Raw genomic sequence first — 20642 nt, 5'->3', positions numbered from 1 at the left:
ACGATTTGCGCCGGCCTGTAGCGGTTCGCGTGCAAAGTTCGCAGTTTTGTAGAACGCTGTTCAAGAAAGCGTTGAGTCAATGGTGGTATACTCACACGTAGTCCGCATGGGGGAAGCGATTGTCGCCATGTCAGCTCGTCGGATCTCGCACGAAGGCGAGGGGAGAGCGTGAATCACAGCGAAGTCACCACGCTGATTGCAACCGTTGTCGCTGTCGTCTTTGCAATCACGGTGATCTTTGTGCGGCTGCGGGCGTCCAAGCGTCCGACAAACGCGCGTAAAATCCTCATCCCGCCGCTCGCGATGAGCACGGGATTCCTGATGTATGTGTTTCCGTTTACGCGGGAGCCCATTCCGTATGCCGTCGCCGCGTTCCTGGTGGGATGCATCTTCAGCTACCCGCTGATCGCGACGAGCCATTTTTACGTAGGAGAAGATGGCGTCTATCTCAAGCGGTCGAGGGCGTTCATTTATATCCTGCTCGGACTGTTGGTAGTGCGCATTGTGCTCCACAGCGTCGTCGAGCGATATGTGGACGTTTACCAGACGGGATCGCTCTTCTTCTGCCTGGCGTTTGGCATGCTTGTGCCGTGGCGCATCGCGATGTTTGTTCGGTACAAGCGCTTGGAACGCGAGATGGAGGCGTCGAAGTCGGGCGCCAAGACAGAACAGCCTGCGACCTGATGGGCGTGGGACGAGCAGCATAGGAGGATGGTTGTGCGTAGTTTGCGCGGTTTTGTGATTGCTATCGTGATTGCCATCATCGTCATCGGCGTGCCCATTGTCCAGTTGGTGCGCCCCATCCCGCAGGCGGCCGCCGATGTGGCCGCGCCACTGCCGCGCGCCATTCAGGGTCCGAAGCCCGTCATCCAGTGGCCTTCTCAGGGCGAGGCCGCCCTCATGGCCGACGGGGTGGGGAGTTTCGGGACGTATGGGCCTCAGGTGGCTGTGCCTATTGCAAGTGTGACCAAGGTCATGACGGCGTACCTGGTGCTTCAGAAGCATCCATTGCAGTTGGGGCAACAGGGGCCTTCCATCACCATCACGCAGGATGATGTGAAGGTGTACGAGAAGGACAAGGCGCTCGGAGAATCCGTGGTCAAGGTGGCTGCGGGAGAGCAAATCACGGAGTATCAGGCGCTTCAAGGGCTGCTTCTGCCGTCGGGCAACAACATGGGGACGCTTCTCGCCAAGTGGTGCGACGGTTCCGTGCAGGCGTTCGTGCAAGAGATGAACGCGACGGCGAAGAAGCTCGGCATGACCCAGACGCACTATGCGGATCCCACGGGGTATTCGCCCGCGAGCCAGAGCGACGCGGTGGATCAAATGAAGTTGTTTGCGCTGGCGATGGAAAACCCGGTTTTCCGCCACATCGTGGGTGAAGCGCAGGCAGAGCTTCCAGTCGCGGGGCTCGTGTACAACGTCGACTCCGTGGTGGGGCATGGGACCATTATCGGAGGCAAGACGGGATCGACGCTCGAAGCGGGGGGCTGCTTCGTATTCGCGGCGCGCAAGGTCGTCGGCAGCCGCGAGGTGCTCATCATTGGTGCAGTGCTCGGGCAAAAGGGCGCGCAGCCTCTCGCAGAGGCACTGAACGCGGCTGTCGTCATGTCTCAGGATGCCCAGAAGGCGCTGCGATCCGTCCAGCTTGTCGCCGCAGGGCAGACGGTGGGGACGCTGTCTGCGCCCTGGGCCAAACCGGTCTCGCTCGTGTCCACGCAGCCTGTGCAGGTGATTGGATGGGGCGGACTGCCCGTGCAGCAGTCGTATCGGGCGGATGTGATAAATTCGAAGAAGCCGATTGCGGCCAACCAAGTGGTGGGCCAACTCCAGATTCAGGTGGGAACACAGGCGGTGCGCGTGCCGGTGGCGGCCGCATCGTCCGTTCCGGCACCAACGCTCAGTTGGCGCATGAAGCGACTCTGAAAAGTCCATATCGATGGAGGTGGGCCGTTTGGTCCGACGATGGATTGCCATCGCCCTGGGGACGGTCGTCGCGCTGGTCGTGGTGATTGCGGTCGGTTTTTACCTCGCGGTACGGATGACGCCTTTCAACGCGAGTGTATTGGAAGAATCGCATCAGCCGACGGTCGTGTACGCCGCCGACGGGACGAAGCTCCTGACGCTCGGCTCGCCGAACACGGATTTGACGTATAGCCAGATTCCGAAAAACATACAAGATGCGATTGTCGCGACAGAAGATCACACCTTCTGGACCAATCAAACAGGCATCGACATCAAGTCCATCTTTCGCGCACTTTTCGTGGATGTCTCCTCGGGCAGCCTTGCCCAGGGCGCGAGTACCATCCCCGAACAGCTGGCGAAGATGGTCTACCTGACGGACCAGAAGACGTTTGGGCGCAAGTTCAAGCAGATCATCCTGGGCCTGCAGATCGAGCGCAACTTCACGAAGCAAGAGATCCTCGCGATGTACCTGAACCGCATTCCCATGGGTGAGAGTGCGGTCGGGATCGAGCAGGGGGCTCTGCGGTATTTCGGCATCGATATCAAGACGGAGCCGGACAAGCTGACGCTGGCGGACGCGGCGCTCTTGGCGGGTCTGCCGCAGGCGCCCTCGGCGTACGATCCGCTCGTGCATCCGCAGGCGGCGCTCGAGCGGCGCAATCAGGTGCTGCAGAACATGGTTCACTACGGTTATATCACGCAGGCGCAGGCTGACGCCGCCGAGAAGCAGCCGCTTGGGGTATCATTTCACTCATTCCCGGGGGATGGGTGGAACACCCAGCCTCTGTTCACGAATTTCCTGCTCGACTATCTGAATCGGCACGGCATCCCGCCGCAGGAAGTCATGCAGGGCGGCTTGAAGATCTACACGACCATCGCTCCGAACGTGCAGAACGCCATCGAGGAGGTGTTCTGGAGCGGCAAGTACGACTCGGACTTCCCGGGGCCGACGACGGGGACCGTCGTGGAAGGCGCGGCCATCTTCGTGGATCCGAAGACGGGGGCCATTCTGGGCGCGGCCGGATCGCGACGGCAGGGGTACGTCCCGCTCGGGCTCGATCGCGTCTATCAGGCGAGCTCGCCGGGATCGTCCATCAAGCCCATCATGGACTATGCGCCGGCCCTGGCCACGGGTAAATGGACGTACACGTCCATCCTGGACAACACGCCGCAGGATTTCGGCGGCGGTTACATCCCGCAGAACTGGGATCCGAACGCGCCGCCCAAGGTCACTCTTCAGTACGGCCTGGAGTGGTCGCAGAATGTGGCGTCGGTGTGGCTGCTGTCGCAGATCGGGATTGACACCGGGGCGAATTTTGCCAAGGCCGACGGCATTCCGCTCACCCCGAAGGACTACGAACATCTGGGAATTGCCATCGGCGGGTTGGAGAACGGCGTGACGCCGATGGAAATGGTGGCGGCCTACACGCCGTTTGACAACAACGGCATCCGATCTCAGCCGTATCTGGTCACGAAGATCGTGAACAGCCAGGGCGGGATCATCTATCACGAAGGGCCACAGCAGACGCAGGTGATGACGCCGCAGGTGGCACTCGACATGACGCGCCTCATGCAGGACGTCGTGGATTACGGCACGGGCCAGAACGCCAAGCTTCCGGGATGGGGCGTCGCGGGCAAGACGGGAACGGTGCAGTACAGCGCCGGCCTGGTGAGCAATCACCCGAACTGGGTGCGCGACGGCTGGTTCGACGGCTACACGCCGAACCTCGTCGGCAGCATTCACATCGGCTACGACGTGTCGACGCCGGAATACCACATGACAATGTCGCCGGTCGATCCGTCCGCGAACGCGGCGCAGATTTTCCACGACATCATCGCGCTGGCGCTGGCGAACGAGGCGCCGCAGCAGTTCTCCGTGGGCCCGTATCCCTACATCACGGGGACCGCGCAAGGTGTCGATTACGTGAATCAGATGAACGGCGGGCAGAACAACCAGAATCCGACGAACGCCATCGCCAACCTGTCCGCGACGTACAATCCGAACGCCAACACGGTGACGCTGTCTTGGTCGGGTAGCTTTTCGGAGCCGGTGACCTACGTGGTGACGCGCGTGTCCACCAATGGCGCGGACGAAACGGTGCCGGTTGGCCAGACGACGGCGCAGACCATCACGGACACTTCCGTGCAGCCGAATGAGACGTACATCTACACCGTTCAGGCCACGAGTCAGGCGACGGGCCAGGCTGTGGGCAAGCCGGTATCGGTGACGGTGACTACCGGTCAGGCTCCGCCGAGCGTCAACAACCAGACAAACAGCGCATCGCCTGGAAACGGCCTGAACAACACGCTCCCGGGAAACGGGACGGGCGGTCTCGGGAACCAGAGTTTGGGAAACGCGACGACCGGCAACACCACCACGGGCGCTGGTAGCGGGCCCGGCAGCGAGCCCGGAAACACGGCGAACACGACACCGGCCAACACGACGGTGACGTCGACGCCTCCCGAGGCCGCCAATCCGAATCCCAGGTCGCAGGTTGTTTCGTCCGGCAAGGGCGGCACTGGCAACGGAAATGGAAATAACAACGGTTCGGGCGGCAACGGCGCCCAGGCCAACATCGCGAATACACCGTGATCAATCGGGGGCTGCTTCCAGCCATGTGTCTGGGGGCGGCCCCGTTTTCATCAGCCTCGGACCCATGGACGAAATGCGCGCAGATGATTTATAGTGGGAACTGTGAGTGATGGAGGGCCTATCCATCCGCCACGCCGCCACGGCCACATCTCCACGGAAAGGAGTGGTGCATGGTGAAACTGATTCTTTTGAGCGGCGGATCTGGCAAGCGCCTGTGGCCCATGTCAAATGACGTTCGTTCCAAGCAATTTTTGCGCATTTTGCCTCGTCCCGATGGCGCAGGGCTCGAGTCCATGCTTCAGCGCGTCTGGCGCCAGATTGGCCAGGCGGGCCTTGTCTCGGACGATGTGTTTGTGTGCGCGTCCAAGCCGCAGGTGGAGGTCATTCACGCGCAGATCGGCGAGATCGACGTGATTGAAGAGCCCGCGCGGCGGGACACCTTCGCGGCCATCGCTTTATCGACCTTGTACCTGGTCGACGAGCGGGGCATGGATCCCGACGAGCCTGTGGTCGTCTGCCCCGTCGACCACTTTGTGGACGATCACTACTTCCAGGAAATCCAAAAGCTTGGCCCGATTCTCGTGCGCGAAGGCGCCGAAATGGCGCTCATGGGCGTGTGGCCGACGGAGCCAACGAGCAAATTCGGCTACATCGTCCCAGAGGCGCCGGCCGACGGGGACTGCTTCCGCGTGAAGCGATTCGTCGAGAAACCGGAGCGCGGCGTGGCCGAGGAACTCATTCGCCAAGGGGCGCTGTGGAACTGCGGCGTGTTCTGCTTCCAGCCGCGAACCATCGTCCGCATTCTGCGCGATCGCGGCCTTCCATCGGTGTACGCGGAGGCGCGCCGCGGTTTCGACCAGTTCCCCAAGCGCAGTTTTGACTACGAGGTGGTCGAGAAGCTCTCCTCCATCGTGGCGCATCCGTATCGGGGCGCGTGGTCCGATCTCGGCACCTGGTCGTCCCTCGCCGAGCAGATGGAGAGCGAGGCGGTTGGCCGTGCGATTCTGTCGCAGTGCGAGGACACGCACGTGGTGAACGAATTGGGGCTGCCGGTCGTGGCGCTTGGCCTGAAGAGAGCCATTGTGGTGGCCACGCCGGACGGCATTCTCGCGGCGGACAAGGACATGGCGGCGGGGCTGAAGGATGTGGTCGCGCCCCTCGACAACCGGCCGATGTACGAGGAGCGCCGCTGGGGGCGTTACCGGGTGATTGACTATCAGTTGCTCGACGACGAGACGGAAGTCCTGACCAAGTGCGTCGAGCTCCTGCCCGGCCGCAACCTCAGCTATCACCGGCACAAGTGGCGCGAAGAGATTTGGACCATCATCGAGGGCGAAGGCGAGATCGTCGTCGATGACCGGTGGCAGAAGGTCGCGGCAGGCGACATCGTGCGTGCGCCGCAGGGGGTGTGGCACGCCATTCGCACCGAGGCCGGCATGCAGTTCATCGAGGTTCAGCGCGGGCGAGGGCTCGTGGAAGAGGACATCGAGCGCAAATACCTCACCTGGGAAGAGCTCGCGGCCGTCCTGCCCGGCATGTCGCGTTAAGTCTGTTCCAGCGCGAGAAACCGTCGAATCGCGTCGGCGAGGTCGACCACGTCGCCAAACCGGTATTGGACGTGGGCGATCTCGCCGTTTTTCACGTACAAAAGCGCCGGCACGCTCTCGATCCTCCACGACTGCATGGCCTCGGGCGCGAGATTGGCGTCGAGATCGTAGAGCGGGAGGTTGTGAGGATGGGCAGCGTCGACGATCTCCAGCATGCGCCGCGCGAGTTGGCATGTGCCGCAAAGCGGCGTATGGACGAAGACGAGGGCCACGGTGGGCAGCGTGTCGAGTGCCTCGGGGCCTTTGAGCGGCAACGGGGTGAACATGGGGATCCATCTCCCTTCGGCGTGGACTTGGCATGGGCCCTGGCCATTCGCCCGCACCATCGCGTTCTTCCCGCATTCTATGGCAATGTGCCGGCCGGCACAAACCTGTCGGAGGAGGGAACGCAGATGTACGGAGTGTTTGGTGGCTACACGCGTTGGGCAGTGGTGTTTCTGATTATCTTTGTGCTGTTCTTCCTGCTCGTTCCCGCGTACACGTGCTCGACGACCACGACCTGCACGCCCGTGGCGTGAGGCCGGGACGCGTCCGCACCGCCGCCCCCATCGCGGAGGCGGCCTTTTTCTACATACCGGGCGGAGTCCCGTCCGTATGGGGACGAGTGAGCCCTGCATACACTGCGAAAAAGGGGGCGAGATGGCATCTTGGCACGCATGTTCCATCCGGCGCGCCGTGGCGCCGCAGCTGCCAGGGACGACCTCTGCCGGTGGGGCGCGACTCGTGCTATGATGAACGTGAGCCGACGAAGTCACCTTCGCGGCGCGGCACGGGCCGCGCGCGATGACGGAAGGAAGTTGAGCGACATGCGGACGCACGCGACTTCGCGAAAAGTCATCATCGTCGAAGGCAAGACGGACAAGTCGAGGATTTTGAAGGTGCTGCGCGAAGAGGTGGATGTGGTGTGCACGCAGGGCACGCTGAGTTACGAACAGGTGGAAAACGACATCGTCCCGTTGCAGCACGACGAGGTGTATATTCTGGTGGACGCGGATGCGGCCGGGAATCGGTTGCGCAAGCAGTTGAAGCGAGAACTGCCGAACGCCATCGACCTCTACACGCGCAAGTCGTATCGCGAGGTTGCCCGCACGCCGCTTGAACACCTGGCGAAGATTCTCGCGGACGCTCACTTTGAGATTGACGAGCAGTGGTTGCAGGTCCGACCGCCCCGACGAGAGCGGGTGCCGAAGACCGTTCACGGGTAAAACGTTGGCCGCTCACGCGCACACTGCGCGCTGGGCGGCCTTTTCGCTTTCATTCGCCGTCCTGTTTGGTGATGATCTCGGGGCCTTCGTCCGTGATGATGAGCGTGTGCTCGTACTGCGCGCTCAGGCTGCCATCGGCCGTGCGCGCCGTCCAGCCGTCGGGATCGAGCTTGGTCTCGTACGTACCGACGTTGACCATGGGCTCCACGGTGAACGCCATGGCCTTTCTGATCTTCGGCCCGCGGTGAGGAGGGCCGAAGTGGAGAACCTCGGGGCTCTCGTGCATCTGGCGGCCAATGCCGTGCCCGATGTAATCCCGCACGACGGAGAACCCCTGCGCCTCGACATAGGTCTGAATGGCGTGACCGATATCGGAAATGTGGTTGCCGGGAACCGCCTGTTCAATGCCGACGTACAGCGCGCGGCGCGTCACATCGAGCAACCGGCGCGCGGTCTCGCTGATCTCGCCGACGGCGTAGCTCCAGGCCGAGTCGGCGTGAAGTCCCTTGTGAACGGCGACCATGTCCACTGTCACAATGTCGCCGTCCTGCAGGACGTACTCGCCAGGGAAGCCGTGGCAGATGACGTCGTTGACCGACGTGCAGGAGGCATACGGATACCCTCGATAGCCCTTCTGTGCAGGCTCCATGCGGTGCCGGCGAATGAAGTCCTCGACGAACTGGTCAATGTCAATGGTCCGAATGCCGGGCCGGATGAAGCTGCGCAGCGCCTCGTGGCAACCTGCGACCACCTTTCCCGCTTCGCGCATCAAGTTTTGTTCGTGCCGGCTCTTCAGCGTGATCAAACCTTGCATCGTATGTATCGCTCCGTTCGCTGTCGCGCCCGCGCGGGGCTAGTGGCTCACAGCCCCGTGGTGGGCGCGTAGATGTGGTCGGTGGTGATAAAAATGACGCCGATCACGACGCCAAGCACAAAATAGGCGATCATCTTCGCCCGCGACATCGGTTGCGCGCCTGGGCGTATCTTCATGAGATACGTGAAGGCGACGCCGACGAACAGAATGAAGATGGCTTCGAGCACGTGATGCACGTCCGTCCGTCCTTTCCGTGGACATATCGCGATCATTGTGCCATAAACGAAGGTGAAATGCACGGCGAGCTTAGGCGTTTGAAAGCGTGGAAAACAAAAAGGGCCGGTCCCGCCACGGCGGGCGGGCCAGCCTCTGTCGTCCATTCCAGCCTTACTCGTTTCTCGGCCGGCGGAAGCTCGTCGGCACAAACAGGTCGATGATGCCAATGACCAGCGACGCCAGCAGGGCGCCGATGATGCTCACGTGCATGCCGTGCACAAAGATTTGTGCGACATAGATGACGATGGCGCCGCTGATGAAGCCGATGATGCCGCGCCCGTACGGCGAAATCCTCCGCCCGAACAGAGCTTCCATGGCCAGTCCCAACAGCGTGATGACAATCGCGGCAATGATGGCGCGCCAGAATCCGTAGATGTAAAAGCCGTGGACGATATGGCTGACGAGCAACAGGACCAGTGCAGAGACGATGAAGCGGACAATGTGACCAATGATATGCATGGTCATCCCCCCTGTTCCAGTTTACCGCACATGTCCGCGTTCGGAAAGGGATTCCGAGTCATCCACAGAATTACGGTACCGGTGATGAAACTTTTCCCGCAGCCAGATGGTAACCGCCTCGAGCGTAGTACAATCGAGGCAAAGAGGTGGTGGCGCGTTTGATTCTCGGAATTGGGAACGACGTGATCGAGATCCGCCGCATTCGCGCGGCGCTCGCGCGGCGCGGCGACGCGTTTTTGGAGCGCGTGCTTGCTCCCGAAGAACGGCGCCGCGCGCGAGCCATCTCCGACGCGGCCAGGCTCGCGGAGTTTGTGGCGGGTCGGTTTGCGGCGAAGGAGGCCATCGCGAAGGCTGCTGGTTGCGGCCTCGCCCGGCTCTCGATGCCGAACGTGGCCGTGTCGCTGGGAGACGCGGGTTTGCAGGTCGTCTGGCAGCCGTCGTCGGCGCTCTGGGCGCAATTCGGCCCGCCGGATGCCGCGCGCGTTCGCCTGCACCTCGCCCTCACCCACAGCGGTGGCCTCGCGTTCGCCGTTGCCGTCCTGGAGCAGTTGTGACCGCCGCACGCTTGTCAGCGTTGTACATACTTCGTGGACACGGCTCATATCCATATACCAATCCTCGGGGAGGGCACTCTCTGTGTATCTCGTCACGAGTGATGAAATGCGTTGTTTCGATCACGACACCATCCATCGCCTGGGCGTCCCAGCCATCGTCCTGATGGATCACGCGGGCCGCGCCATCGCCGATCGCGTCCGGGAACTTCGCCCGGACAAAGTGGTGGTTCTGTGCGGCAAGGGCATGAACGGCGGCGACGGCTGGGTGGCGGCGCGATGGCTGCGCCACGCGGGCATCGAGGTCGAAGTGCTCACGTCGTGCCATCCAGCCGATCTTCAGGGCGACGCGCACACCGCACAGCAGATGGCTGAGCGGTTTGGCGTACCGTGGAAGGTCTACGAGCCCGGAAGCCTCCACCAGGCGCTCTCGGGCTTCGGCCAGGGCAGGCATGGCCGCGCCGTGCTCATCGACGCGCTGCTTGGCACCGGAGTCTCACGGGCGGCCGAGGGCTTGATGGCACAGATGATTGAGGAGGCCAACGCGTCCTCTGCGTACATCGTGAGCGCCGATCTTCCGTCCGGCGTCGACGCGTCCACCGGCGAGGTCCCTGGACCCGCCGTCAAGGCGCACGAGACCATCGCCATGGCGGCCGAGAAGCTCGGCACGGCGGTGACGCCCGGCGCCATCCACGCCGGCCTCGTGCGCGTGGCAGACGTGGGCATCCCGGTCGATCCGGCGCGCGTCCGGGCGTCCTACGTGTCGCCCGCGGCCTTTGGCCAACGGTTCGGCTTCCGCAGCGCCATGAGTCACAAGGGCACCTTCGGCCGGGTGGGCATCGCGCTCGGTCAGATGCCGGGCGCGAGCCGACTCGCGTCCCTGGCCGCGCTTCGCGCAGGGGCCGGACTGGTGGTCGTCGCGGGCGCTCGCGCGGAGGCGTCGCTCTTCGCGCCCGATGTCGTCGTGCGGGAGGGCGGCGATCCCGCCCAGCTGCTGCAAGATGTGGACGCCGTGATCGTCGGGCCCGGGCTTGGGCTGCTCGGGCGCGAAGCGCGCACGTGGCTGTTCGATCTCGTCCGGGCGGGCGTGGCGCGCGGCGTCATCGACGCGGAGGCGCTCGCGGCCGTGGCGCACGCGGGCCAGTTCGATCCGGTGGCGGGCGAATTTGTGCTGACGCCGCATCCCAAGGAGGCCGCGCGCATGCTCGGCTGGGACGCGCGTCAGGTGCAGGCGCGGCGGCTGGAAGCCGCGAGGACCATCGCCGCAAGGAGTCAGGCGGTCACGCTCCTCAAGGGACACCGGACCGTCATCGCCCACCCCGATGGACGGGTGCGGGTGAATCCCACGGGATCGAGCGCGCTTGCGGTGGCGGGGACGGGCGACGTGTTGGCTGGCGTCATCGGCGCACTCATCGCGCAGGGGCTGGACGCGTTTGACGCCGCTTCCCTCGGCGCTTGGCTGCACGGTCGGGCCGGCGAGCGCGCGGGAGAAGAGCTGACGGAGGTCGCCGTCACGGCTTCGGACGTCATTGCGCGGCTGCCGGACGCGGTGCGCGCGTACCGCGCGGAGGTGGGCGCTTCGGAGTGAGGATGGTGCGTGGTGGAGAAAGGCGAGGTGGCTATGCGAAAGCTAACGGCAGTCCTGTTGTCGCTCGCCCTCGCGGGGGGCGTCGTCGCTGGCTGCGGCATCCCCGGCACCACCAGTTCTGTGAATCACAAGATCCAGTCGGAGGCGCAGGCTTTCGAGAACAAGAACTACCAGAGCGAGGCCATCATGACGGTGCAGATGGACAACAACGTCCAGAAGTACTTTGTGCGCGTCTCCTACGAGTCGAAGGACATGTACAAGATTGAGCTCGGCAACGCAGACAAACAGATCAATCAGGTCATTGTCCGCACGCCAAACGGCATGTTCATCGTCAGCCCGTCGCTCGGGAAGGTGTTTCGCTTCAACGGCAACTGGGCGCAGAACCAGGGGCAGATCTACCTGTATGATCAGCTCCTGCAGCGAATCGCGTCCGACAAATCCGTCAAGGTGAGCCGGGAGAAGGACACCTACGCGTTCGAGGTGCCCGTGGTCCCCGCGAGCGATGTGGTCAGCCGAGAGCAAATCGTGCTCTCCAAAGACCTGAAGCCACAGTCGGTCACGCTGCTCGACAAGAACGGCAAGGCCGCCGTGGTCATCACGTACCAGTCGTTCGAGACCGGCGTCGAATTTCCCAAGAACGCCTTCGATCCGCAGACCATTGCACAAGCCGGGCAGGCCGCCAAACCCACCCTCGCATCCGATCACGCCTTCGACTACATCGAACCACCGGCCATGTACGGCACGAAGCTCACCGATCTTGCACAGCCCGACGAGTCCAGTATCATCATGCGCTATCAGGGCGGCGATCATCACTACGTTCTCACGGAGTCGGCGCTGACCCCGGGCGCCGCAGGGCTGCCGAGCGCCGAACTGGTGGATTTGTACGGGATACCAGCCATTTACGACGAAGCGCCCGGCACCCAAGTCGCCAATCTGACCTGGATGCAAAACGGTATCGAGTTCGACCTCACATCCAACGATCTCTCACTGCCCGAGCTCGAAAACATCGCCATCTCCACGTTCGCCGAGGTCGGAAAGTGACGCCATGGATCTTTCCGCCGCGCCATCTCAGAGGAGCCCGAGGCCTCTGGATGGCGCGTTTGTGTTACACTCGGCACATGAGGTGACCCCAAATGTACCGACCCTTGTTTGCCGTGATCGATCTCGCCCATCTTTCCCATAACATCCGGTATCTGAAGAGCAGGTTGCGCCCGGACGCGAGCCTGATGGTGGCGGTGAAGGCGGACGCTTATGGCCACGGCGTGCGCGCGGTGGTGAGTCGGCTTGCTCGTGAGGGCGTGCGCGACGTCGCCGTCGCTTCGCTCGAGGAGGCGCTCGAGATCCGCGCGTTTCAACGCGACGTGAACATCCTGGTTTTGGGCGCGGTGACGCCGGACGCTTGCGCGAAGGCTGCGGAGGCAGAGGTCGAGATCGCCCTGACCGATCTGAGTCCCATCGACGAGATCCCGCGCATGCCGAAGCGGCTTCGAGTCCACCTGCCGCTCGACACGGGCATGAATCGGCTGGGGGTCAAGCGAACGGACGAGGCGGTGGCGCTCGCTCGGGCCATTGCGGCGCGAGAAGATCTGGAACTGGTGGGTGCGGGCACGCACCTGGCCGCCGCCGACGCGGATGATCCCGCGCACGCCTCTGGGCAGATGGAGCGCCTGAAGGTGTTCGCGCGCGCGCTCGAGGAGGCGGGGGTTCGCCCGGCGCGCATTCACGCGGGCAACAGCGCGGCGCTCCTGCGCAATCCCGACTGGCACCTCGATATGGTGCGCGTGGGCATAGCCGCGTACGGCTATTCGCCGGATCCGGCGGTTCTTCCTGCACCCTCCCTGCGCCCGGTGATGAGCCTCTACGCGGGCGTCCTGCGCGTGGCTCGGGCACAGCCTGGGGAAACCGTGGGGTATGGCGCGACGTTCGCGGTCCAACGGCCTACGAGCATTGCGACCGTTGCAGGCGGATACGCCGACGGTTATCCGCGACATCTGTCGAATCAAGGCGACGTGCTGGTGGGAGGCGATCTGCGGCCTGTCATCGGCCGCGTGTGCATGGATCAGTTGATGGTGGACGTGACTGGGCTCGACGTGGCGACGGGCGACTTCGCGGCGCTCTTTGGGTACGAACCTCCCGCGCTGTGGCGCGAGGGATGGTGGAATCGGCTGCACCCGGAAGAACGTGCAGCCCGCGTGCAGGAAACGTATCGAATGGCGTCGAATAGGGAAGAGCGGCGCGTTTTGTCGCTTGACTGGCTGGCGGCGCTGGCGCAGACCATTCCATATGAAATCTTGTGTCGCGTGCACCGGCGCGTGCCGCGCGTCGTGTGCGATGGCTAGGAGCGTCCGACGCGCTTCGACGCCTTTTGCGCCGAGGGGACCGGGCGGCTATAATGGCGGCATGGAAGCCATCAGGGACGTCGCCGCAAACCGTGGAGGTGCCGCGCTTGTCGAGTTCGAAATTCAACGCCTGGAATCAGGCCGCGGGTCGCGAGATGGGAGACAGACGCGCGCGTGACATCGTGCGCGAGGCGCTGCGTATGTATGTATCGAGGAGAGAGCCCGGTGATCTGCGCGAGACTATGCAGCGCGGGTATCAGGAGATGGCGCCTCTCAACCTGCGCATCGCCTGTGAGGCGTTTCTGGTCGAGCAGGAGGCCGGCAACACCGTGGAGCGCTTGGTGAGCGGGGTGTGAACGATTGAATGTCAGGCGTGGGGACATCTTCTTTGCGGATCTGTCGCCTGTGGTCGGCTCGGAGCAAGGAGGATTTCGCCCCGTACTCGTGGTGCAAAACGACATCGGCAATCGCTTCAGCCCGACGGTGATTGTGGCGGCCATCACCGCGCAGATCCAGAAGGCAAAGTTGCCGACGCACGTGGAGATCAAGGCGGAAAAGTACGGTCTGGAGCGCGATTCCGTCATTCTGCTCGAGCAGCTGCGCACCATCGACAAGCAGCGCCTGACCGACAAAATCACGCATCTGGATGAGGAGGCCATGAAGCTGGTCAACGAGGGACTGTTGATCAGCCTAGGGCTGGTGGATTTCTGAAGATTATTTTTTGGAGATGCGATGGGAACGCGAGGACGGATGCTTCATCCGTCTTTTTTCATGTGCAGAGGGAGTGTGGAGTATCGACATGCCACAGACAAAGCCATCCATGATCCGCAATCCGGAGTCTCATCCTTCGGGCCATCAGAAGATCGAATGGGCGAGGGCGCACATGCCGCTCGTGGGCGAGATCGAGCGCCGTTTCGCCGAGGAAAAGCCGTTTTTGGGCAAGCGCATTTCCATGTGCCTGCACCTGGAGGCCAAGACGGCCCGGCTTGCGCTCGCCATTCAGGCCGGGGGCGCCGAGGTGGCCATCGCTGGGTCGAATCCGCTGTCCACCCAGGATGACGTCGCGGCGGCCCTGGCGGACCGAGGCGTCCGCGTGTACGCGTGGCACGGGGCTACGCCGGAGGAGTATCGCAGCCACCTCGAGGCTGTGCTCGACTGGGAGCCCGAGGGCGTGATCGACGACGGCGCCGATCTCGCCACGATTCTGCACCGCGAGCGGCCGGAGCAAGCGGCGCGGATCCGCGGCGGCTGCGAGGAGACGACCACGGGTATCCTGCGGCTTCGGGCCATGGCGCGGGAAGGCGTCTTGCGCTATCCGATGCTCGCCGTCAACGACGCGCAGTGCAAGCACCTGTTCGACAATCGGTACGGCACCGGACAGAGCGTGTGGGATGGGTTCATGCGGACGACGAATCTCATGATCGCTGGGAAGACCGTGGTCGTGGTGGGCTACGGCTGGTGCGGCAAGGGCGTGGCCATGCGCGCGCGGGGGCTCGGCGCGCAAGTGGTGGTGTGCGAGGTGGATCCGATCCGCGCGGTGGAGGCGGTGATGGAAGGGTTCCGGGTCATGCCGATTCGGGAGGCGGCCGAGATCGGCGACATTTTCATTGCGGTCACGGGCAACAAGGCAGTCATCTCGCGGGACGCGATGGAGCGGATGAAGGATGGGGCCATCCTCGGCAACGCGGGCCACTTCGACGTTGAAGTGGACAAGGAGGCACTTTCCGCTCTCGCCGTGGAGGTGCGCACCGCCCGTCCCAACGTGGACGAGTATCGACTGGCCGACGGGCGCAGGTTGTATCTTATCGCCGAAGGCAGGCTCGTCAATCTCGCGGCTGGAGACGGCCATCCCGTCGAGGTGATGGACATGACGTTCGCACTTCAGGCGCTCGGCCTGCGCGAGGTGATGACGAAATCGTACCCGCCTGGGCTGCACGCCATCCCGGCGCATATGGATGAAGAGGTGGCGCGCATGCGGCTTGCGACGTGGGGTGTCGAGATCGACGCGTTGACCGAGTCGCAGAAGCGGTACCTGGCGAGTTGGAACGCCTGAGCGCCGGTGCGGAGGTGGGGGCATGACACGGCCACTGATTGGAATGACGGGATCGCACGAACTGAGGCAGAGCGCGGTCCCGGGTGTGCCGCTCCAGGCGGTGATGCTTGCGGACGACTACGCGCGCGGCGTAGAGCGGGCTGGCGGACTTCCGGTGGTGCTGCCGTATCTCGCGGATGAGGCAAGCGCCATTGAACTTGGCATGCGGCTCGATGGGCTCCTGCTGACGGGCGGCAACGATGTGGATCCGAATCTGTACGGGCAGGAGCCCCTGCAGGGGCTGGGGACGCTCGAGCCGGAGCGAGACCGGCTGGAGATGTTGCTCGTGCAGGTGATGCGGCGGGAGCAGAAGCCTGTGCTCGGGATTTGCCGCGGCATGCAGATGCTGAACGTGGCGCTTGGCGGAACGCTGTATCAGGATCTGCCGCGCCAGTGGAAGGGCAAAATCCAGCACAGCCAGAAGGCTCCGCGCAACGCGTACGCGCACACGGTGAAGCTGAAGCCGGGATCGCGCGTGGCGCAGTGCTACGGGAAGACCGCGATTCGCGTCAACAGCTTTCACCACCAGGCGGTGAAGGACCTGGCGTCTTCCCTGAAACCGGTGGGGTGGGACAGCGAGGGGCTGGTGGAGGCCGTGGAGTCGGAGGGGCGCTGGCCCCTCGTCGCGGTGCAGTGGCATCCGGAGAATCTGTGGCGGGAGGACGAGGGCGCCCTGGCCCTCTTTCACTGGCTCGTGGAGGCTGCTGCTTCGCGTGCGGCCGACTTGGCCTCGTCCGGAATGTAGACCTCTTGATAGACGTCGATGAACGCATCCACGAAGTGCGGATCCCACTGGGTCCCGCGCCCTTCGCGAAGCACCTGGATGGCCCGCTCGACGGGCATGCCGGCGCGGTACGGGCGATCTGATGTCATGGCGTCAAAGGCGTCGGCCACGGCGAGGATGCGGCCAAACAGTGGAATGTCCTCGCCGGCGAGTCCATCCGGGTAGCCCTTGCCGTCGTATCGCTCGTGGTGGGAGCGGATGCCCGGCAACAGCGGCCTCATGGCGTCGTCCGGCTGGATCTGGCGGATGATCTTTTCGCCAATCACGGGATGCTGCTTGATGATGGCGAACTCTTCGTCCGTCAGCTTGCCCTCCTTCAGCAGGATTTCGTCGCGGATGCCGATTTTCCCGATATCGTGCAGGAGCGCCGATTGTCTCAGCTCACGCACCGTCTGCGGCGACAGGTTCACCTTGCGGCCGATGGCCTCCGCGTAGCGCGCGACGCGCTGCGAGTGGCCCGCCGTGTACGGATCGCGCGCGTCCAGCGCCGCGGCCAGCGTGGCGAAGTAGCTGTCGATGAGCTGGCGGTTCATCGCGTCCCGGTGCGCGAGGCCGTTCAGCATCAGGTTGAAGCCCTGGATGAGATCCGAGAATTCGTCCATGTACGTGTCGTCCGCGCGCAGGGAAAAATCCCCTCGCTCCACGCGCCGCATCAGTGACTCGAGTCTGCGGATAGGCCTCTGTACGTCGCTCGCCAACAGGTATCCGCCGAATGCGGAGAACAGGGAGCCGAGCGCCAGAATGCCGCCCGCCCACGTCCAGTATGTGGACGAGCCGAATCCCACATGGGTCAGCCGTACGGCGTTCGCCAAGCCGAACAAGAGCAGCGGGAGGGCGCCAAACACGACGGCGCTCATCGCGAACTTGAACGCGAGCGGCACCACCACCTGGCCACGCAACAACACGGACGCGCCGTACATGTGCTCTCCCCTGCGCCGAATGGTGAGGAGCGTCGGTTCGATAGAGCGCGAGGTGAGAAAAAATTCGATCACGGCATGCATACAGGCCACGATGAGCGTGCCGAGCGATGCCAGCCATACGTACGCCAGCGGCAGGTGCAAAATCCCTCGTCGCACGAGGATGGACGACGACACGAGCCCTGGGATGAGGAACGAAAGCCAATGAGGGCCCATGACCCGAAGCACGGCGAGCGCGGGCAGGTGAAGCGCTCGATGATACCCTTTCACAAGCATGTCTTCGGTGGGGTGTGACGCGAGCAGCGCTTTCCGAATCGGGCGAATTTGAACGCGAAATGCAATCGAGTCCGCGATGAGCATCAGAACGAGTGAACCGCCAAGGATGCCGCAGATGATTCCTAGGTCCTCTGGATTCAGGTGAAGGGTGGTCAAGATGAGCACGCCACCCACGCCGAGGACGGCGACGATGGAGCCCGCGAAGTAGTTCAGAATGAGCCGCTTGACCAAGCGCTTGAATTCGTAGTTCGCCGTCCAGCTCATACCGCACCCCACATCCGTTGAAACCGCCGATTTCTCGAAAATACATTCCACCTGCTCCCCCGGATTCCTGCCAGGAAGGCCGCGCGAGGTCGAAATTTGGCCGCCAGCGGAAATCTGCGTGCTGAGCGGGGAGCGAGCGGGAGGATTCAACCGGGACGAGACTTCCACCCAGGCGTGTCCACACTCGAAGCCCTTCGCCGCATGTCCTTCGGTGCCCGCCCGGGCGGGTAACCTGCGGAAGGAGGAACGAGCGATGGCACAATCGAGCCTCGCACTCGGCACGACGTTGCAGCTGCAGACGCAGTCGGGCACGCGTGCCAACGGCCAACCCAAACTGAAGGTGCACAAATTCAACCACGTTTCGCCCCAGGCGGCGGACGGCGATCTGCTCGCGGTCGGCCTCGCGCTGGCGCAGCTCATCGATGAGCCGCTCGTGCAGGTGGAGCGGGTCGACGTGGCGCTTCTGACGAACGCGCCCAGTGGGGGAAGCGGCGCGGGCGCAGGCGGTTCCGGTGGCAGCGGCTCGGCCGGCGGCACTGGGACCAGCGGACAGGGGCCGAGCGCGTGAAGAACGCGAAGCCCGAAGGAGATGGGCGAGGGTTCCGATTTGAATGGACAGGAGGCGCGTCGATGGCCGCGAAAGTGTCACTTCATCTGATGTTCATGACGGATCGAAACAAGAAGGTTCGCATCGCGATTCCCAATCCGAAGCAACCGGTCGATCCGACCGCTGTGCAGAACGCTACGCAGCTGATTGTCGAAAAGGGCGTCTTCGATTTGCCGCAGGGCAAGATTGTGCAGGCGCTCCCGGCGGAGCAGACGCAGACGGACACCCAGAGCGTGTCGTAAATCAGTCCCCCTTCCTCGGCGGATTCGCCGCCGAGGAAGGGGCTTCGTTTGAGCCGAGCCGCGAAGGCCCAGAGTGGTCGCGCGCCGCCGCGATGGCGCCGAGAAGGCGCTGCGCGAGGCATGCGGCGGTATCGGCTGTCACGACGGTTCCTTCCACCAACGCGAACGGTTGACGAGCGCAGAGATCGCAGCGCTCCACGCACGCGTACCTCCTGACCTCCACTTCCGGGCGCTCGGCACGAACGCGCTCGATGGCCTCTCGCACCCCTGTGGGGGCATTTTTCACACACCATTCGAGTTTCAGGCGCACCCCTATCGCTCCTCGCGCTTCGCCCGCGCGTGTCTCCAGGCCCAGAACAGCAATGCCGCTGCGACGATGCCCATCGTGATCCAGCTGAGCCCCGACTGCACGTGCTTCATCATCTCGTCCATATTTTCGCCGAACCAGTAGCCAAAGGCGAGCCAGGCCCCGCACCATACCATCGAACCGACCATGGAATAGAGCGCGAACGTCGCGTACGGCATGTCGGAGAGCGCTGCGGCGTACGTGCTGAGCGAGCGGATGCCGGGCAGAAAGCGCCCAGGGATGAGGACAAGCCAGGCGTAGCGATCCAGCAGGCCGCCGGTGTGGCGCAGGCGCGTTTCATTGAGCAGGCGCAACCGGTACAGTGGGTTGAGCAACAGCGATTCGAAGCGGCGCGTGAGCAGGAAAACGATGGTCACGCCGGTGAAATACCCGAGCGCGCTGAGGCTAAACACGGCCGGTGCGCGCATTGTACCGAGGGCAATGGCGTAACCGTAAAACGCGAGGAAGACGTCGCCTGGGAAGGGGAGGCCAAGGCCCTCCATCACCATCGCCGCGTAGGTGCCCGGGTAACCCAGCAAGAGGAGTCCTGCGTTCAGCGACTGCAGCATGTCCCGGATGGCGTCCACAAGTCCACCCCGTTTCCATCGTGGGCGCGACAGGCCCTACAGCATGTGTATGGACAAGAGGGACGGCTCATGATTGACGCGGACCTCGGCGGCTGTCATTGTTATGGTATTGGCAATGGCGACGATTCAGCGCGGTGGAAGGAGGGGATGTCGGGATGGACGAGTTCGCCCTGATACGGGCGTTTGTCGCGAAGCTGCCGCCGCCGGGCGCGGACGTGTTGGTTCCCATCGGCGATGATTGCGCGGTGGTCGAGGGCGGCTCCCGCCTGGTGGTGACCACCGACGCGGCCGTCGAGGGCGTGCACTTTCGGCGCGACACGATGTCCCCGCCGCAGGTGGGCTATCGAGCGATGGCGGCCGCGGTGAGCGACATCGCGGCCATGGGCGGCCAGCCCGCCTGGATCACCGTCGCGCTCGCCGTGCCGCCCTCCTGGCCCGAGGACGACGTGGTGGCCATCTACGACGGCGTCGCTGAGGCGGCAGGGGCTTTCGGCGCGAGCGTCGTCGGCGGGGACGTCGTCTCCACCCAGGGTCCGCTCTGGATGTCCATCACGGCCGTGGGCCGCGTGGAACGGCCCATCACGCGCGCCGGCGCCCGGCCCGGCGACGTGTTGTTTGTCACCGGCAATCTCGGCGGGAGCGCCGCCGGGCTCGACATCCTGCTCGGCCGGCGGGCCGGATCGGCCATCTCGCAGGCGGTGCTCGTCGAGCGACACCGGCGTCCCACCCCGCGCATCGCCTTCGGCCGGGAGGCGGCGCGCCTCGGCGCCACGGCGCTCGACGACATCAGCGACGGGTTGGCGAGCGAGCTAAACGAAATCGCTGAGGCGAGCGGCGTGCGGCTTTTGTTCGAGGGCGATCGCGTCCCGATTCAGCCGGAGGTCACGGAGTACGCGCGCGCCGTAGGCAAGGATCCTCTGGAGTACGCGCTCTTCGGCGGGGAGGACTACGAGCTCGTGGGCACGGCGCCGCGAGACGTGTTCGCGCGGCTGCTCGCCGTCGCGGCTGTCGTCGGCACGCCCATCACGGCCATTGGGCGCGTCGAGGAGGGCGACGGCGTGGTGATGCGCCGAGATGGAAAGCTCTCGGTGGTTGCGCGCAGAGGATACAATCATTTTGAGAGGTAACGG

General features: G+C 63.9%; 24 protein-coding genes. 17 read left to right on the top strand and 7 right to left on the bottom strand.

Annotated features, from left to right (window positions below; all coding sequences use genetic code 11):
* Positions 1–168: 168 nt before the first annotated feature.
* From AMA01_RS10180 to AMA01_RS10165, 4 genes are all read left to right on the top strand, one after another.
* Entirely contained in the window at positions 169–684 is a 516-nt protein-coding gene (locus AMA01_RS10180) for a CcdC family protein (RefSeq protein WP_067850604.1), read from the top strand.
* 27 nt (positions 685–711) lie between these two features.
* Positions 712–1926, top strand: a complete 1215-nt coding sequence (locus tag AMA01_RS10175) for a D-alanyl-D-alanine carboxypeptidase family protein (RefSeq protein WP_231862912.1) — start codon at positions 712–714, stop codon at positions 1924–1926.
* A 19-nt stretch (positions 1927–1945) separates the two neighbouring features.
* Positions 1946–4558, top strand: coding sequence for a transglycosylase domain-containing protein (locus AMA01_RS10170; protein ID WP_231862916.1), 2613 nt, complete (start codon positions 1946–1948; stop codon positions 4556–4558).
* A gap of 170 nt (positions 4559–4728) precedes the next feature.
* A complete protein-coding gene (locus tag AMA01_RS10165) occupies positions 4729–6105 on the top strand; it encodes a sugar phosphate nucleotidyltransferase (protein WP_067850599.1) in 1377 nt (458 codons plus the stop codon).
* On the opposite strand, the gene AMA01_RS10160 is transcribed toward AMA01_RS10165, so the two are convergent.
* On the bottom strand, positions 6102–6431 hold the full coding sequence (locus tag AMA01_RS10160) for a thioredoxin family protein (RefSeq protein WP_067850597.1): 330 nt from the start codon (positions 6429–6431) through the stop codon (positions 6102–6104). The genes AMA01_RS10165 and AMA01_RS10160 overlap by 4 nt on opposite strands.
* 126 nt (positions 6432–6557) lie before the next feature.
* Between AMA01_RS10160 and AMA01_RS14205 the strand changes: the two genes are divergently transcribed.
* Together AMA01_RS14205 and AMA01_RS10155 are read left to right on the top strand one after the other, a co-directional pair.
* Positions 6558–6683, top strand: a complete 126-nt coding sequence (locus AMA01_RS14205; RefSeq protein WP_008336326.1) for a hypothetical protein — start codon at positions 6558–6560, stop codon at positions 6681–6683.
* Between the two features lie 288 nt (positions 6684–6971).
* Entirely contained in the window at positions 6972–7370 is a 399-nt protein-coding gene (locus AMA01_RS10155) for a toprim domain-containing protein (RefSeq protein WP_230088101.1), read from the top strand.
* 49 nt (positions 7371–7419) lie between these two features.
* On the opposite strand, the gene map is transcribed toward AMA01_RS10155, so the two are convergent.
* The 3 genes from map to AMA01_RS10140 form a co-directional block, all read right to left on the bottom strand.
* Positions 7420–8184: a type I methionyl aminopeptidase gene (gene map, locus AMA01_RS10150; RefSeq protein WP_067850593.1), complete on the bottom strand. Its 765-nt coding sequence runs from the start codon at positions 8182–8184 to the stop codon at positions 7420–7422.
* 47 nt (positions 8185–8231) lie between these two features.
* Complete coding sequence (locus tag AMA01_RS10145; protein ID WP_014463348.1) at positions 8232–8420, bottom strand: hypothetical protein; 189 nt, start codon at positions 8418–8420, stop codon at positions 8232–8234.
* Between the two features lie 151 nt (positions 8421–8571).
* Complete coding sequence (locus tag AMA01_RS10140) at positions 8572–8919, bottom strand: phage holin family protein (RefSeq protein ID WP_067850591.1); 348 nt, start codon at positions 8917–8919, stop codon at positions 8572–8574.
* Between the two features lie 149 nt (positions 8920–9068).
* Between AMA01_RS10140 and acpS the strand changes: the two genes are divergently transcribed.
* The 8 genes from acpS (at position 9069) to AMA01_RS10100 (ending at position 16234) form a co-directional block, all read left to right on the top strand.
* Positions 9069–9473 (top strand): holo-ACP synthase, encoded by a 405-nt coding sequence (acpS, locus tag AMA01_RS10135; RefSeq protein ID WP_231862915.1) that lies wholly within the window; start codon positions 9069–9071, stop codon positions 9471–9473.
* 82 nt (positions 9474–9555) lie between these two features.
* Positions 9556–11058, top strand: a complete 1503-nt coding sequence (locus AMA01_RS10130; RefSeq protein WP_067850589.1) for a bifunctional ADP-dependent NAD(P)H-hydrate dehydratase/NAD(P)H-hydrate epimerase — start codon at positions 9556–9558, stop codon at positions 11056–11058.
* 12 nt (positions 11059–11070) lie between these two features.
* Entirely contained in the window at positions 11071–12099 is a 1029-nt protein-coding gene (locus tag AMA01_RS10125; protein WP_231862911.1) for a LolA family protein, read from the top strand.
* 92 nt (positions 12100–12191) lie between these two features.
* Positions 12192–13397, top strand: coding sequence for an alanine racemase (gene alr / locus AMA01_RS10120; protein ID WP_067850585.1), 1206 nt, complete (start codon positions 12192–12194; stop codon positions 13395–13397).
* A gap of 107 nt (positions 13398–13504) precedes the next feature.
* Complete coding sequence (locus AMA01_RS10115) at positions 13505–13753, top strand: CopG family transcriptional regulator (RefSeq protein ID WP_067850583.1); 249 nt, start codon at positions 13505–13507, stop codon at positions 13751–13753.
* Positions 13754–13757: 4 nt separating this feature from the next.
* Positions 13758–14108 carry a type II toxin-antitoxin system PemK/MazF family toxin gene (locus AMA01_RS10110; RefSeq protein ID WP_067850581.1) on the top strand — a complete coding sequence of 117 codons (351 nt, stop codon included), beginning with the start codon at positions 13758–13760 and terminating at the stop codon, positions 14106–14108.
* 88 nt (positions 14109–14196) lie between these two features.
* On the top strand, positions 14197–15450 hold the full coding sequence (locus AMA01_RS10105; protein WP_067850580.1) for an adenosylhomocysteinase: 1254 nt from the start codon (positions 14197–14199) through the stop codon (positions 15448–15450).
* Between the two features lie 22 nt (positions 15451–15472).
* Positions 15473–16234, top strand: coding sequence for a gamma-glutamyl-gamma-aminobutyrate hydrolase family protein (locus tag AMA01_RS10100; protein ID WP_067850578.1), 762 nt, complete (start codon positions 15473–15475; stop codon positions 16232–16234).
* Here AMA01_RS10100 and AMA01_RS10095 read toward each other — a convergent pair.
* The gene (locus AMA01_RS10095; RefSeq protein WP_067850576.1) at positions 16174–17730 is read right to left on the bottom strand and encodes an HD-GYP domain-containing protein; all 1557 of its coding nucleotides are present in this window, start codon (positions 17728–17730) and stop codon (positions 16174–16176) included. The genes AMA01_RS10100 and AMA01_RS10095 overlap by 61 nt on opposite strands.
* Before the next feature lie 253 nt (positions 17731–17983).
* On the opposite strand from AMA01_RS10095, the gene AMA01_RS10090 reads away from it, so the two are divergent.
* Positions 17984–18298 (top strand): DUF1659 domain-containing protein, encoded by a 315-nt coding sequence (locus AMA01_RS10090; RefSeq protein ID WP_067850574.1) that lies wholly within the window; start codon positions 17984–17986, stop codon positions 18296–18298.
* A 62-nt stretch (positions 18299–18360) separates the two neighbouring features.
* A complete protein-coding gene (locus AMA01_RS10085; protein WP_067850573.1) occupies positions 18361–18579 on the top strand; it encodes a DUF2922 domain-containing protein in 219 nt (72 codons plus the stop codon).
* A 1-nt stretch (position 18580) separates the two neighbouring features.
* Here the strand turns inward: AMA01_RS10085 and AMA01_RS10080 are convergent, their stop codons facing one another.
* Both AMA01_RS10080 and AMA01_RS10075 read right to left on the bottom strand, forming a co-directional pair.
* Positions 18581–18889: a DUF1450 domain-containing protein gene (locus tag AMA01_RS10080; protein ID WP_067850571.1), complete on the bottom strand. Its 309-nt coding sequence runs from the start codon at positions 18887–18889 to the stop codon at positions 18581–18583.
* Positions 18890–18891: 2 nt separating this feature from the next.
* Positions 18892–19512: a DedA family protein gene (locus AMA01_RS10075; protein WP_067850569.1), complete on the bottom strand. Its 621-nt coding sequence runs from the start codon at positions 19510–19512 to the stop codon at positions 18892–18894.
* Between the two features lie 155 nt (positions 19513–19667).
* Here AMA01_RS10075 and thiL point away from each other — a divergent pair, with 155 nt between their 5' ends.
* The gene (gene thiL / locus AMA01_RS10070) at positions 19668–20639 is read left to right on the top strand and encodes a thiamine-phosphate kinase (protein WP_067850567.1); all 972 of its coding nucleotides are present in this window, start codon (positions 19668–19670) and stop codon (positions 20637–20639) included.
* Positions 20640–20642: the final 3 nt, after the last annotated feature.

Origin of the sequence: Alicyclobacillus mali NBRC 102425, assembly GCF_001570745.1 — a bacterium.
GTDB classification, from domain to species: Bacteria; Bacillota; Bacilli; order Alicyclobacillales; family Alicyclobacillaceae; genus Alicyclobacillus; species Alicyclobacillus mali.
The sequence above is the reverse complement of the archived record's forward strand: the minus strand, read 5'-3'. Positions and strand labels throughout refer to the sequence as shown.

Bases quoted from the DNA above. Each gene is read 5' to 3' on its own strand.
- AMA01_RS10175 (WP_231862912.1), top strand. From the start codon at position 712: ATGGTTGTGCGTAGTTTGCGCGGTTTTGTGATTGCTATCGTGATTGCC.
- AMA01_RS10165 (WP_067850599.1), top strand. From the start codon at position 4,729: ATGGTGAAACTGATTCTTTTGAGCGGCGGATCTGGCAAGCGCCTGTGG.
- AMA01_RS10160 (WP_067850597.1), bottom strand. From the start codon at position 6,431: ATGTTCACCCCGTTGCCGCTCAAAGGCCCCGAGGCACTCGACACGCTG.
- AMA01_RS14205 (WP_008336326.1), top strand. From the start codon at position 6,558: ATGTACGGAGTGTTTGGTGGCTACACGCGTTGGGCAGTGGTGTTTCTG.
- AMA01_RS10155 (WP_230088101.1), top strand. From the start codon at position 6,972: ATGCGGACGCACGCGACTTCGCGAAAAGTCATCATCGTCGAAGGCAAG.
- map (WP_067850593.1), bottom strand. From the start codon at position 8,184: ATGCAAGGTTTGATCACGCTGAAGAGCCGGCACGAACAAAACTTGATG.
- AMA01_RS10140 (WP_067850591.1), bottom strand. From the start codon at position 8,919: ATGCATATCATTGGTCACATTGTCCGCTTCATCGTCTCTGCACTGGTC.
- alr (WP_067850585.1), top strand. From the start codon at position 12,192: ATGTACCGACCCTTGTTTGCCGTGATCGATCTCGCCCATCTTTCCCAT.
- AMA01_RS10105 (WP_067850580.1), top strand. From the start codon at position 14,197: ATGCCACAGACAAAGCCATCCATGATCCGCAATCCGGAGTCTCATCCT.
- AMA01_RS10100 (WP_067850578.1), top strand. From the start codon at position 15,473: ATGACACGGCCACTGATTGGAATGACGGGATCGCACGAACTGAGGCAG.
- AMA01_RS10095 (WP_067850576.1), bottom strand. From the start codon at position 17,730: ATGAGCTGGACGGCGAACTACGAATTCAAGCGCTTGGTCAAGCGGCTC.
- AMA01_RS10090 (WP_067850574.1), top strand. From the start codon at position 17,984: ATGGCACAATCGAGCCTCGCACTCGGCACGACGTTGCAGCTGCAGACG.
- AMA01_RS10085 (WP_067850573.1), top strand. From the start codon at position 18,361: ATGGCCGCGAAAGTGTCACTTCATCTGATGTTCATGACGGATCGAAAC.
- thiL (WP_067850567.1), top strand. From the start codon at position 19,668: ATGGACGAGTTCGCCCTGATACGGGCGTTTGTCGCGAAGCTGCCGCCG.